The sequence below is a fragment of the Salmonella sp. SAL00672 genome, assembly GCF_046552175.1.
GTDB classification, from domain to species: Bacteria; Pseudomonadota; Gammaproteobacteria; order Enterobacterales; family Enterobacteriaceae; genus Salmonella; species Salmonella enterica.
In genome coordinates this window covers 43,606-56,275 of sequence record NZ_JBGDUQ010000008.1, presented here as the reverse complement: position 1 = coordinate 56,275, position 12,670 = coordinate 43,606, and the positions used below count along the sequence as shown (strand labels likewise).

Annotated in this window: 15 protein-coding genes; 4 read left to right on the top strand and 11 right to left on the bottom strand. The window is 53.7% G+C overall.

Translation table 11 applies throughout. The features are described 5' to 3' along the window. Positions 1–33 precede the first annotated feature (33 nt). The 8 genes from cvpA to pdxB all read right to left on the bottom strand — a co-directional run bounded on the left by cvpA (position 34) and on the right by pdxB (position 7,635). The gene (gene cvpA / locus ACLJTG_RS17865) at positions 34–522 is read right to left on the bottom strand and encodes a colicin V production protein (protein WP_000262102.1); all 489 of its coding nucleotides are present in this window, start codon (positions 520–522) and stop codon (positions 34–36) included. Between the two features lie 311 nt (positions 523–833). After that, positions 834–1,508: a cell division protein DedD gene (gene dedD / locus ACLJTG_RS17860; RefSeq protein WP_000157036.1), complete on the bottom strand. Its 675-nt coding sequence runs from the start codon at positions 1,506–1,508 to the stop codon at positions 834–836. After that, entirely contained in the window at positions 1,498–2,766 is a 1,269-nt protein-coding gene (folC, locus tag ACLJTG_RS17855) for a bifunctional tetrahydrofolate synthase/dihydrofolate synthase (protein ID WP_000792275.1), read from the bottom strand. Before folC ends, dedD begins: the two co-directional genes overlap by 11 nt. A 67-nt stretch (positions 2,767–2,833) precedes the next feature. Then, positions 2,834–3,748, bottom strand: coding sequence for an acetyl-CoA carboxylase, carboxyltransferase subunit beta (gene accD, locus ACLJTG_RS17850; protein ID WP_000118383.1), 915 nt, complete (start codon positions 3,746–3,748; stop codon positions 2,834–2,836). Between the two features lie 149 nt (positions 3,749–3,897). After that, positions 3,898–4,557, bottom strand: coding sequence for a DedA family protein (locus tag ACLJTG_RS17845; protein ID WP_000364318.1), 660 nt, complete (start codon positions 4,555–4,557; stop codon positions 3,898–3,900). A 48-nt stretch (positions 4,558–4,605) separates the two neighbouring features. Next, on the bottom strand, positions 4,606–5,418 hold the full coding sequence (gene truA, locus ACLJTG_RS17840) for a tRNA pseudouridine(38-40) synthase TruA (RefSeq protein WP_000016631.1): 813 nt from the start codon (positions 5,416–5,418) through the stop codon (positions 4,606–4,608). Next, a complete protein-coding gene (locus ACLJTG_RS17835) occupies positions 5,418–6,431 on the bottom strand; it encodes an aspartate-semialdehyde dehydrogenase (RefSeq protein WP_001289141.1) in 1,014 nt (337 codons plus the stop codon). The genes truA and ACLJTG_RS17835 overlap by 1 nt, the downstream gene beginning before the upstream one ends. A gap of 67 nt (positions 6,432–6,498) precedes the next feature. Beyond that, positions 6,499–7,635, bottom strand: a complete 1,137-nt coding sequence (gene pdxB, locus ACLJTG_RS17830) for a 4-phosphoerythronate dehydrogenase PdxB (RefSeq protein WP_198898341.1) — start codon at positions 7,633–7,635, stop codon at positions 6,499–6,501. 103 nt (positions 7,636–7,738) lie between these two features. Between pdxB and flk the strand changes: the two genes are divergently transcribed. Next, on the top strand, positions 7,739–8,740 hold the full coding sequence (flk, locus tag ACLJTG_RS17825) for a flagella biosynthesis regulator Flk (RefSeq protein WP_000553397.1): 1,002 nt from the start codon (positions 7,739–7,741) through the stop codon (positions 8,738–8,740). On the opposite strand, the gene ACLJTG_RS17820 is transcribed toward flk, so the two are convergent. Together ACLJTG_RS17820 and ACLJTG_RS17815 are read right to left on the bottom strand one after the other, a co-directional pair. Then, positions 8,737–9,915 carry an MFS transporter gene (locus ACLJTG_RS17820; protein WP_000127720.1) on the bottom strand — a complete coding sequence of 393 codons (1,179 nt, stop codon included), beginning with the start codon at positions 9,913–9,915 and terminating at the stop codon, positions 8,737–8,739. The two genes, flk and ACLJTG_RS17820, sit on opposite strands and share 4 nt — an antisense overlap. A gap of 179 nt (positions 9,916–10,094) precedes the next feature. Beyond that, positions 10,095–10,469 carry a hypothetical protein gene (locus ACLJTG_RS17815; RefSeq protein ID WP_001051261.1) on the bottom strand — a complete coding sequence of 125 codons (375 nt, stop codon included), beginning with the start codon at positions 10,467–10,469 and terminating at the stop codon, positions 10,095–10,097. Positions 10,470–10,641: 172 nt separating this feature from the next. Here ACLJTG_RS17815 and ACLJTG_RS17810 point away from each other — a divergent pair, with 172 nt between their 5' ends. From ACLJTG_RS17810 to ACLJTG_RS17800, 3 genes are all read left to right on the top strand, one after another. Continuing rightward, entirely contained in the window at positions 10,642–10,890 is a 249-nt protein-coding gene (locus tag ACLJTG_RS17810) for a transcriptional regulator (RefSeq protein WP_000433425.1), read from the top strand. Positions 10,891–11,058: 168 nt separating this feature from the next. Further along, positions 11,059–11,427, top strand: coding sequence for an NlpC/P60 family protein (locus ACLJTG_RS17805; RefSeq protein ID WP_000118258.1), 369 nt, complete (start codon positions 11,059–11,061; stop codon positions 11,425–11,427). Then, entirely contained in the window at positions 11,427–11,945 is a 519-nt protein-coding gene (locus ACLJTG_RS17800; protein ID WP_000847535.1) for a YbjP/YqhG family protein, read from the top strand. The genes ACLJTG_RS17805 and ACLJTG_RS17800 overlap by 1 nt, the downstream gene beginning before the upstream one ends. Before the next feature lie 66 nt (positions 11,946–12,011). On the opposite strand, the gene ACLJTG_RS17795 is transcribed toward ACLJTG_RS17800, so the two are convergent. Continuing rightward, positions 12,012–12,668, bottom strand: coding sequence for a CPBP family intramembrane glutamic endopeptidase (locus ACLJTG_RS17795; RefSeq protein ID WP_001142900.1), 657 nt, complete (start codon positions 12,666–12,668; stop codon positions 12,012–12,014). Positions 12,669–12,670: the final 2 nt, after the last annotated feature.

Genomic DNA, 12,670 nt, shown 5'->3' with positions numbered 1-12,670 from the left:
CATTTTCCTCGTTAAGCCACATCTCAGAACCTGTTACGTCCTGGGCAAGAAACTCGACGAGCTTTGCAGATAGTCAAAGAACCATCTGATGATGAAGCTGAACTGCGGGATGAGCTGCGATTTGCTCCAGTCTTCGCTTTTCGACAAGCCGGTAAAGGTATCAAGGAAGAACAGAATGGCGGCGACAATCAGCGCGCCTCGCAGTGCGCCGAAACAGATCCCCAACACCCGGTCAGTTCCCGACAGGCCGGTCTTTTCTACTAGCTGACCTATCACAAAATTCACGATAGCGCCGACGATAAGCGTCGCGATAAACAGTACCGCGATAGCAATCCCATTACGAACCAGTTCGTCTTCAAAGCCCGTAAACCAGACAGACAGGTAAGTGTAGTAGTGACTGGCGACAAAGAAAGCACAACCCCACGTCACCAGCGATAACGCTTCACGAACAAAGCCGCGGATCAGGCTAACCAGACAGGAAAAAGCAATCACCGCGATAATGGCGTAATCAATCCAGACCATAGATGTCCCACGATTTTACGCCCTGTCGTCCTGTTCGGGGCGCATTCTAACAGAAAAAGAAAACGTTTGCGTAGGGATTTCCTTCCCACGCGTAAATAAAAATGGCGCTGAAAAAATATTCAACGCCATCACACTTTTTATCTCTTCGGGCACGACCAGAAGAGCTGCCATCGGCCTGATAAGCGCAGGATACCAGGTTTATTCCTTCTGCCGGATGGCGACGTAAACGCCTTATCCTGCCTACAGAACTTCGGCTATTTACCAAGTGAACACCGTAGGCCTTAACGCTGCGCGCTCAGGCAAAACGCGCCTTAGTTCGGGCTATATCCCATCACCACGCCGCTTAACCCGGAAATCTGCTTGAGCTCGCCAAGCGATCCTTTCATCTTATCTTTCGACGCATCCGGCCCGACGAGAATACGGGTTATTTTACCCTGTACCGGCGTTGAGGGGGAAGTATAAACCCGGAACCCGGCGGAACGAAGCTTGCCGACTATCTCGTTGACTTTATCCGCATTTTTCAGCGCACCCAACTGTACGACATAGGCTTTGCCGGTCGGCGCAGGTTTATCGTCGGTAGCCGGTTGCGGCGCGGGCGTCGGCGTGGAAGCGGCGACAACCGGCTGTTGCGGTTTAGGCTGCGGCTTCGGCTTTTCAACCGGCTTCGGTTTAGGCGTCTCCACCGGTATCGGATCAAGCTCGACATTGTTAGACGCCATGCGCGACGGGTCCAGCGACGGCGCGGCCGCATCTCCCGCCCGCACCTCTTCAGCCGCCCCTTCCGGCGGCTGTGTCGGCAGCGCCTGCGTTGCGGCAGGCATCATATCCGGCTCATCACGGTCGCCAGGCTTCGGTACCAGTGGAATCGCAGCAAATTCATCCTGATAATGCTTTTTCTGTCCGTCCAGCAGACCGGGAAGCACAATAACCCCCAGCGCGACTAACACAATCGTGCCGACTAAACGATTCTGAAACTTACTCGCCACCGATTCTCCCCGCGTCTATCACTTCCATAACATGTGCGACGGTGTGGAACGATCCGCACACCAGCACGGTATCTTCTGGCTGCGCCGCGTCGATAGCGGCCTGCCATGCCTGCGCGACGCTATCATAGACATTCCCTTTCCCCAGATGTTCCAGAAGTTGTTCCGCCGTCGCGCCGCGCGGCCCCTCTAACGGAGCACAATACCAGTCGTCAACCACGCTTTTCAACCAGGCTAACGTGCCGGCGATATCTTTATCATGCAGCATACCAATCACCGCAAGCACGCGCCCGCGTTTCGGCAACATTTTCAGACGACCCGTCAGGTATTCCGCCGCGTGGGGATTATGGGCGACATCAAAGATAACGCGCGGCGACTCACTCACGATTTGAAAACGTCCCGGCAAGGTAGCCTGCGCAATACCGTCGCGAATCGCCTGCTCATCAATGTTCAACCTGCTGGCGCGCAGCGCGGCCAGAGCGGTGGCGGCATTCGGCTGAGGAACCTGCGGCAACGGCAGTCCGGCAAGCGTGCCGTCACCATCGGTAAACGCCCAGTGGGTCGCTGTCACCTCATAACGCCAGTCAACGCCACGACGCCGCAACAGCGCGCCGGTCTCCTGCGCGACATCCGCGATGGTTGCCGGCATTTCCGGTTCGCCGACGATAGCGGGTTTTTCCGCGCGAAAAATCCCGGCCTTCTCGCGGCCGATACTTTCGCGATCCGGCCCCAGCCAGTCAGTATGGTCAAGCGCGATGCTGGTAATTACCGCTACATCGGCATCCACAATGTTCGTGGCGTCCAGGCGGCCGCCCAACCCGACCTCCAGAATCACCACGTCAAGGTTAGCCTGTTTAAACAGCCACAATGCCGACAACGTGCCATATTCAAAATAGGTCAATGAAATATCGCCGCGTGCCGCTTCTATTTCCGCAAAGGACGCGGTATGCGCGGATTCCGCTAATTCTTTCCCCTGCACGCGCACGCGCTCGGTGTAACGTACCAGATGAGGCGAACTATAGACGCCCACACGGTATCCCGCCGCGATTAACACCGACTCCAGCGTGCGACAGGTCGTACCTTTGCCGTTGGTTCCCGCAACGGTAAAAACGAACGGCGCAGGCTTGAGGATGTCCAGACGCGCTGCCACCTGGCTTACGCGCTCAAGGCCTAAATCGATACTCTTGCTGTGCAGGTTTTCCAGATAAGAAAGCCACGAGGCCAGGGGCGACGCAGCTTGAGGTATAGATTTGTTTTTCATTGTTTCCGCTGCTTCTTTACGGTGAAAAGCAAAAGGGCAGAGCCTGCGGCCCTGCCCTTTTCAGTTATCAGGCCTCAGACTCCTGATCCGGCGCCGGAGGCACCACCACGCCTTCACGCGGGGCGTCCGGGTTCGGCGCGGGCAGATTCATCAGCTTCGCCAGAATGCTCGCCAGCTTCAGGCGCATTTCCGGGCGGCGGACTATCATATCAATAGCGCCTTTTTCGATCAGGAACTCACTGCGCTGGAATCCTGGCGGCAGTTTTTCGCGAACGGTCTGTTCGATAACGCGCGGGCCGGCGAAGCCAATCAGAGCTTTTGGCTCGGCGATGTTGAGATCGCCCAGCATCGCAAAACTGGCGGAAACGCCGCCCATTGTCGGATCGGTCAATACCGAAATGTAGGGCAGACCACGTTCCTGCATTTTAGCCAGCGCCGCCGAGGTTTTCGCCATCTGCATCAGCGACATCAGCGCTTCTTGCATACGCGCGCCGCCGGAAGCAGAGAAACACACTAACGGACAGTTGTCTTCCAGCGCCTGTTCAACGGCGCGAACGAAGCGTGCGCCAACGACAGACCCCATTGAGCCGCCCATGAACGCGAATTCAAACGCGGCGGCGACAACCGGCATACCGTGAAGCGTCCCTTTCATGACCACCAGCGCGTCTTTCTCGCCGGTTTCTTTCTGCGCGGACGCCAGTCTGTCTTTATATTTTTTGGAGTCGCGGAACTTGAGCACGTCTTTTGGCTCCAGCTCGCTACCCAACTCCACAAGGGAACCTTCATCTAACAGGCTATGCAGGCGATTGCGCGCCGACATGCGCATATGATGGTCACACTTAGGACAGACCTCAAGATTACGTTCCAGCTCAGCGCGGTATAAAACCTGACCGCAGCTATCACACTTGGTCCACACCCCTTCAGGAATGCTAGCCTTGCGGGTGGGAGTAATGTTGCTTTTAATTCGTTCAATCCAGCTCATTGGTGACCTTTCTGCCTGAACCTTAGTCAGCTTTATTATAAGGGGCGCATAATGCCATTTTTGCCCCCAACAGACCATGAATGTTGCACATTAAAACATAACAGCCCGAAACTTTGGATAAAAAAGTGGTCGAACCGCTGAGTTACTTTCTATTTTGCGGCACGCGACGCAGCGCGCTTATGCCGGACAATCTCAATGACGCCAGGTAATATCGAAACCACGATAATCCCCACAATCAGCAACTTAAGGTTATCCTGAATCAACGGTATCGTACCGAAGAAATAACCGGCGTAGGTAAAGAGCAGCACCCACAGCAGCGCGCCGATGACGTTATAGGCGGCAAAATGCCGATAGGACATGTGCCCCATCCCTGCCACAAACGGCGCAAAGGTTCTGACGATCGGCACGAAGCGAGCGAGAATGATAGTTTTACCGCCGTGTTTTTCATAAAACTGGTGGGTTTTATCCAGATAACTACGGCGGAAAATTTTCGAATTCGGATTACTGAACAGTTTTTCGCCGAACAGTCGACCAATCGTGTAATTTACCGCATCGCCGACAATTGCGGCGATCAGCATTAACGCCACCATGACATGCACATTGAGATCGTTGGTTTCCAGCGAAGCCAGCGCCCCGGCGACAAACAGCAGCGAGTCGCCCGGCAGGAACGGCGTGACGACCAGGCCGGTTTCACAAAACAGAATCAAAAACAAAATAGCGTACACCCAGACGCCGTACTCCGCGACCAGCTCCGCCAGATGCACATCGATGTGCAGAATAAAATCAATAATAAAGTAGATCAGGTCCATATTTGTCTTTGCCTTTCTACCCGACACGTTTCGGGTGTGCGATTCGGATTAGTCCGCCAGAAATAGCGGGCCCATTGGCGGTTTTGGAAGGTCAAACCGGTCAGGGTAATCCACCGCAACCAAATATAGCCCCTCCGCCTTCGCCGTTGCCGCCGCCAGCGTTCTGTCCCTGGCCGCTAACAGCTCTGCGATCCAGCTCTCCGGCTGGTTGTGAGCGCCTACTTCCAGCAGGCTGCCGACAATATTCCTGACCATATGATGAACAAAGGCATTCGCTTTGATATCGACCACCACATAAGGGCCGTGGCGGGTAACGTTGATGTGCATCACATTACGCCACGGCGTGCGCGACTGGCACTGCACCGCGCGAAACGAGGTAAAATCATTTTCGCCAAGCAGACACTGCGCCGCGCGATGCATCCGCTCTGCATCCAGCGGCTCATAGTAATGCGTCACGCCTTTTGCTAATACCGCAGGACGCAGTCGATGATTGTAGATGATATAGCGATAACGGCGAGCCGTAGCGCTAAATCGCGCGTGAAAATCATCCGGTACAGTTTTCACCCAGCGCACGGCAATGTCACCAGGCAAATTCGCATTTACCCCCAGCGTCCATGCCGCATCTTTGCGCAATGCGGTCGTTTCGAAATGGACAACCTGCCCGGTGCCGTGAACGCCGGCATCGGTACGCCCGGCGCAGAACACGTTAATAGGTTCATTTGCCACCTGCGAGAGCGCTTTTTCCAGCTTTTCCTGCACGCTGCGCACTTCATTCTGACGCTGCCAGCCATAATACTTGCTGCCGTCGTACTCAATACCCAGCGCAATTTTATAGACCGGCGATGATTGCTGTCCGGACATCAGTACAGATACTCCTGCACCAGCTTCTCCGCAATTTTAACGGCCATCAGCGCGCCGCCGAAACGCACGTTGTCCGCCACTGACCAGAACTGAATTTGTTCCGGCATACCGTAATCATTATGCACACAGCCAATAGAAAGCTGTGGATTGCCGGAAGCGTCGCCCACCTGCGTCGGGTAATCCGTCTCTTCTGACAGTACGATATCTTCACCGCGGGAAAATGCCTCGCGCGCCTCTTCCGCCGCCAGCGGACGGAGCGCTTCAAAGCTCACCATCTGCGCATGGCCATAGAACACCGGCGACTGCACGACACTGGCGGAGATCATCACGCCATCGTCCTGCAAAATTTTACGCACTTCATCGACGATACGACGTTCCTGGCGCACGCTGCCTTCACGATCCGGCAGCAGCGGCAGCATATTGAACGCTAACTGGCGGCCAAAGAAATCATCTTCATCAATCGGTATGCCGTTAAGCAGCTTCGCACTCTGTCCGGCCAGCGCATCGACCGCTTTTTTCCCCTGTGCGGACGCTGATAACATACTGGTGACGGCGATGCGCGACAGTCCCCCCTGATCGATTAACGGCTTGAGCGCCGCCAGCAGTTGACTGGTCAGACTATCGGCGACCGCAATCACGTTACGGTTACGGTAATCCGCCAGTACATACGGGTTAACTTCCGGCACGACCAGCGGCACATCAGGCTCCAGCGCGAACAGACCGCTGGAATCTATCACCAGGCAACCTGCATTGGTCGCGTCGTCTATCCAGGCAGCCGATGCCTCTGCGCCGGCAACGAAAAACGCCAACTGCGCCTGCGTCCAGTCAAAGTCCGCCGCATCCTGGACAATGACCGACTTGCCACCAAAACGGAGGTGCTCGCCCGCGCTTTCATGACGCGCCAACGCATAAATTTCACCGACCGGGAACTGGCGTTCAGCCAGTGTTTCAAGCAGGGCTTCGCCTACGGCGCCCGTTGCGCCCAGAATGGCAATGTTCCAGCCTTCAGACATGGTGATTTACTCCAGAAATACATAAGCGTCCCTGTCGCATTATTCGACAGGGAGCATTAAGAAGACATTAATGTGCCGGGTGATGAACAGCGTTAAAACCTAGCTTACACAGCAAGGCGGCTGCCGTTTCGTCGTCACACATCACGTATAAAGACGACCATTCACGGCGCTCAAGATAATTTTTACGCAATTTATCAAATTCACCCGGAATTCCAGCGACTTTACGCAGCGGCGCATCGTCGCGGCGCACATCATACACCAAATGCGCCAGTCTTTTCAGCGTCGGTTGATCCAGCGTGCCATGAAGCGTAATACGACCAAACTCAGGCGCAGGCAGTAATGTCTCCAGCGCGACATGCTGCTCGCGGCCAATAAACGCGCTATACGCCTCAAAGACCTGAGTGGTGCCGCGCGCTTTGCCTTCCAGCGTATAACCGGCAATATGCGACGTGCCGATATCCACGGCTTCCAGTAGCGCGACGTTAAGATCCGGTTCGCCCTCCCACACATCAAGCACCACGCTCAGCGGCTGCCCGGCATTAAGTCGCGCCAGCAACGCGGCGTTATCCACCACCGGACCGCGGCAGGCGTTAATGAGAATGGCGCCGGGTTTCAGTCGACGGATCAGCGTCTCATCGGCCAGATGCAGCGTTTTGTACGGTCCGTCTTTATAGAGCGGCGTATGGAAAGTCAGGACATCCGCTTCCTGCACCAGCTCATCCAGCGTACGAAAATCACCCTCGTCCCCGCGTGCGGCGCGTGGCGGATCGCACAGCAACGTGCGGATACCCAACGCTTCAAGCCTGGTCTGTAGCCGGCTTCCGACGTTACCCACGCCGACAATCCCTATAGTGCGATCGCGTAACGAAAAGCCGTCACGTTCGGCCAGCATCAACAGCGCGGAAAACACATACTCCACCACGGCGATAGCATTACAGCCGGGCGCGGCTGAAAAACCGATGCCCGCCTGCTTCAGCCATGCCTCATCCACATGATCGGTGCCTGCCGTAGCAGTACCAACGAAGTTAATCGGCGTGCCGCTCAGCAGCGATTCATTCACTTTCGTGACCGAACGCACCATTAACGCATCGGCATGGTTCAATTCTTCAACGGGGATCGGGCGACCCGGCACTGCCTTTACCTCACCCAGGCGGCTAAATAATTCGCGGGCGTAAGGCATATTTTCATCAACGAGAATTTTCACGACTGTCGTACCTGTTTGAGAACGAGAGTTAACCGGACAAGTGTGCCATAATCTGGCCGCCAGGCATATATTGCTCAGATTTATGGTTAAAGGATAATTAATTATGCATCCCATCTCCGGCGCCCCTGCACAGCCTCCAGGCGAAGGGCGTAATCCTCTTTCCGCTGCGAGCGAGCAGCCGCTTTCCATGCAACAGCGTACGGTACTGGAAAGGCTGATCACGCGCCTGATTTCACTGACCCAGCAGCAAAGCGCGGAAGTATGGGCCGGAATGAAACACGATCTGGGGATAAAAAATGACGCGCCGCTACTGTCGCGCCACTTCCCCGCCGCTGAACAGAATCTTACCCAGCGTCTGGGCGTAGCGCAGCAAAATCATGCCAATCGTCAGGTGCTTTCACAGCTAACAGAGCTGCTTGGCGTCGGGAATAATCGTCAGGCCGTCAGCGATTTTATCCGTCAACAATACGGTCAAACCGCGCTTAGCCAGCTTACGCCCGATCAACTCAAAAACGTGCTGACGCTCCTGCAACAGGGGCAGCTTTCCATTCCGCAGCCGCAGCAACGTCCGGCAACGGATCGGCCATTATTGCCTGCTGAACATAATACGTTGAATCAGTTGGTGACGAAGCTGGCAGCCGCGACCGGCGAGTCAAACAAACTTATCTGGCAATCAATGCTGGAACTCTCCGGCGTGAAAAGCGGCGAGCTCATTCCGGCAAAGCAGTTTACCCATCTGGCGACATGGCTACAGGCGCGGCAGACGCTGTCACTACAACACGCGCCTACGCTACATACGCTTCAGGCTGCGTTAAAACAACCGCTTGAGCCGGACGAACTCACAGCGATCAAAGAGTATGCCCAGCACACTTATCAAATTCAGCCGCAAACGGTGCTGACCACCGCCCAGGTGCAGGATTTACTTAACCATATTTTCCTGCGTCGCGTAGAGCGGGAGACTGATGAGCTGGAACCGCTCTCTATTCAACCCATCTACCGCCCGTTTGCGCCGATGATTGAAACCGTGAAAAATCTGTCTGCGCGGCCAGGCCTGTTGTTTATCGCGCTAATAATTGTACTGGCGCTTTTCTGGCTGGTTTCTTAACCACGCCGGAACGATAATATCGTCACCAGGATGCCAACCACAGCGGAGATCGCTCCCGCGAGGAATACGGAAGGATAGCCGCATGACGTGGCCAGCATGCCCGCCAGCGGGCCGGTAACGCCGTAGGAGATATCCTGAAACGCGGCGTAGCCGCCGAGCGCCGTACCGCGTACCTGTGCAGGTACGCGTTTCACAACCTCCACGCCCAGCGCCGGGAAAATCAGTGAACACCCTGCCCCGGTGAGCGCCGCGCCTACCAGCGCTATCCAGGCCGTCGGCGCCAGCCACAAGAGCAGCAACCCTGCCGTCTCAACCAGCAATGAGACAACGGCGACCTTCACGCCGCCAAAGCGGTCCGGCATCCAACCGAACAATATGCGCATCAGTACAAACGCACCGCCAAACGCGGTCAGGGTGAATCCCGCCATCGTCCAGCCATTGCTGACAAAATAAAGTGAAATAAACGTACCGATGACGGCAAAGCCCACGCCCTGCAATGCCAGGCCCAGGCCCGGTTTCCAGATAAGCCCGACCACGCTCCACAGTGAAGGTCGCTCCCCCGTATACGCAGGCACTTTACGCACGGTGCCGTTGAATGCCCAGGCCAGCAGCGGTAAAACCATCGTCGTCCCCGCCAGCGCCGCGAAGCCAAAGTGGCTATGGATCAGCAAGCCCAACGGCGCACCGGCCGCCAGCGCACCGTAAATCGCCATCCCGTTCCACGACATCACCTTACCGGAACGCGTTGGGCCAACCAGCCCCAGTCCCCAGGTCAGGGTTCCGGTCAGCAGCTGGCTTTCGCCAAATCCGAGGATCAAACGCCCGACAATAAGCAGCGCGAATTTTATCGGCGCGGAAACCGGCAACAGCGCGGCCAGGAGCCAGGCGGCGCCCGCCAGCCCGCAGGCAAACATCCCCTGTAACGCCGATCGTTTAGCGCCATATTGATCCGCCAGCCGTCCGGCATAGCCGCGCGTCAGTACCGTCGCAAAAAACTGAATGCCCACGGCGATCCCAACCATCGTATTGCTATAGCCCAGTTCGTGATGAACAAAAAGCGGGATGACGGGTAACGGCAGGCCGACCGTCATATAGGTCAGGAAAACCGCAAAGGCGATGCGGAACAGCGAAAAATTCGCAGACGGGGTCGTTGTTTTTTGGCTAACTGCTGTCATGCATTACTCCAGAATGCAGAGTAAGGCGGGGAAAGGCCACGCCCCCCTCTACCTGAACGTCAGGATTAAGGTGCGTTGGATAACGTTAAACGCTTACGCATTATCGGAAGGATAATGTAGAGAGTGAAGTCTGCCTGTGAGACGCGAAACTTGTCAACCTTGAAATTGCAGCCAGGGTATCAACGTGGCGGCGTGTCATCAAACAGAAAGGGAAAGACCGCTTTCATCCCTCTCACCTTAAACCGTCCGGTCACCTGCTTGCGCTGTTCTGGCGTCAGTAACCTGAACATCATCTCCCAGATATCTTCAGGCTCCGCTTCCTGTAAGGAAATGGGTTCTGGCGTCGGTTCCTCTCCGCTGTCGTCCAGATAACGATGAACATAGAGAGGGAAAACAGATATATGAAACTCCTCGGCCTTTGATTTAACACGCTTACGCCTGACCCCCGCTTTCCCTTCACTGTACTTATATAAACGTTCGCGAACCGCAGGCTCGCTTCCCGGAAACCCCGGTAAGCCAAGACATTCCTTAACCGTGAACCATTCCTTTGCCATCGGTTTCTTTCCTTTCCCCTGATGAAATAAAAATATTTCTTCTTTTTCGCGAAATTTTGCTTTCTTTCTGGCACTATTCTCAGAGTGAAAAAGAAAGTAACTTTCTTTTTCTCGCGCTAATTTTTACCTTAAAAATATCGGTGCCGATAACACATCTTCTTAGGATTACAGAATGGAACCAAAAAGCCAAGACTGGCATCGTGCAGATATTAAAAGTGCACTTGAAAAAAGAGGTATTACGCTCAGAGATCTTTCTCGTCAGGCCGGTTTATCACCTGATTCACTGCGCAATGTCTTTACCCGTTCCTGGCCGAGAGCTGAACGAATTATTGCGGACGCGCTGGGCATCACGCCGCAGGAGATCTGGCCGTCGCGCTATGATGATATGCAAATAAAAAATGATGCCGATATCGCAGAATAATAGTTAATGCTGAATAAATTGGCTTTAACCTATCAATCTCAACAATTAATAAATATTTAAACTTATTATATTGAAAATAGTAATAGCACTATCTGTCATGCTTCCCGAATCAAATACTGTTAAAGCATTACGTAATTGCTATTACGTATTTTATTAACAGGAATCATTATGAGTTGGGATAAAAGAGTGGCGGTTAATTATGCCAAAACGCATGCAGGTTCTCATTCTCAAGGCCGGTGTGCGGAATTTACCCGAAAGGCAATTCAGGCGGGCGGTATCACGCTGGGGCATACGTATCATGCGAAAGATTATGGCCCAATGTTAAGAAGCGCCGGATTCACCGCTATTGGTACCTATGAAATGCCGCGCGAGGGTGACGTCATCATTATTCAACCTTACGCTGGCGGAAACCCGAGCGGTCACATGGCGATATACGATGGCACAGAGTGGTATTCAGATTTTAAACAACGCGATATGTGGGCCGGCCCGGGCTACCGGGCAGCCAGGCCCTCATATACCATCTACAGGAAGAATTAATGAAAACGTTCTCCCTTGTCGCGCTTATCCTGTTGCTTTGTAGTTGCTCTGCGCCTCATCACGACAGTACGCAGGCCGTGAAGCAGTTCTATACCTCATGGATGACGACGTTCACGAACGATGTGAATCCCCCTGACGACACCACCGCCTTAATGCAACGTTACGTTGCTAAAGAGGTTATTCTTCGCCTAGCGCTAATACAGTCCCTTTATGAACAGGAGATTGTGGGGGCAGATTATTTTATGTATGCGCAGGACTATGCGCCAGAGTGGATTCCACAGTTACGGGTTGGGAAGGCACACCCTTTCCTCGGCGGAGAAAAAGTGGATGTTCTGTTGGGCACAGAGTCAACGCCCATCCACCTGGAAGTTTATACCCGTTGGGAAGAGGGACGCTGGAAAATTTACCGCGTTCGGGATGCTGACAGGGGTTATGAACAGCCGATTTATGACGCAGGCGCCATCACCCAGGCTGAGGCCTGGTCAGCAAAAGTCGCGCCGGAATATAAGAAGCATTAAAAAAGGGAATCGCCATCGGTCTCTTGTTCGTACCGGAGAGGTTAAAGCGCCTATTTCATCAGGCTCTTATTCCGTCGCTGAAAACAGTAAGCCGAAAACAACCCAGGCATTATTTAAAATATGAAGTGTTATCGGTATCATTAGCCCACGGCTTCTCATTCGAACAACGCATAATATCGATGAAAAAACAAACAGATAAACAAAAGTCACCGCAAAGAGATATTGTGTATGCATAAATGCAAAAGCGAGTGAAGTAATAATAATACCGGAAGCTCTTGAGTACCGACCCCAACCGATACTGCTGTTTAATAAAAACCCTCTGAATATAATTTCCTCCGCCACAGGAGCCAGAAAGCACATCGCCAGCGTGTTAAGAAATTTATGAAGAAAAAATTGCCTTGATAACTCGGCCATCCAGGGTTCCGGGCCACTAAAAGCATTGTAGAGAACGGTAAGGCACACCAGGGCCAGCGCCGGAACAAAACACTCCACGAATGATAAGCGACCCAATGATAAAAACGGGTAATACTTTGAATAAATACTCCAGGCGGCAATCGCATAGACAAAAACAATACTATATATAAAAGGCGCAGCCAGACCTCCCAAATAAAGCCAGGCATAGGAAGGCGAAAATGAGGCAAAAACAAAAATGCCGAACAAACCAAATAAAACAGCCACACAACTCAAACTATGCCTAATTTTATCTAATGTATTAGTTGGCATTT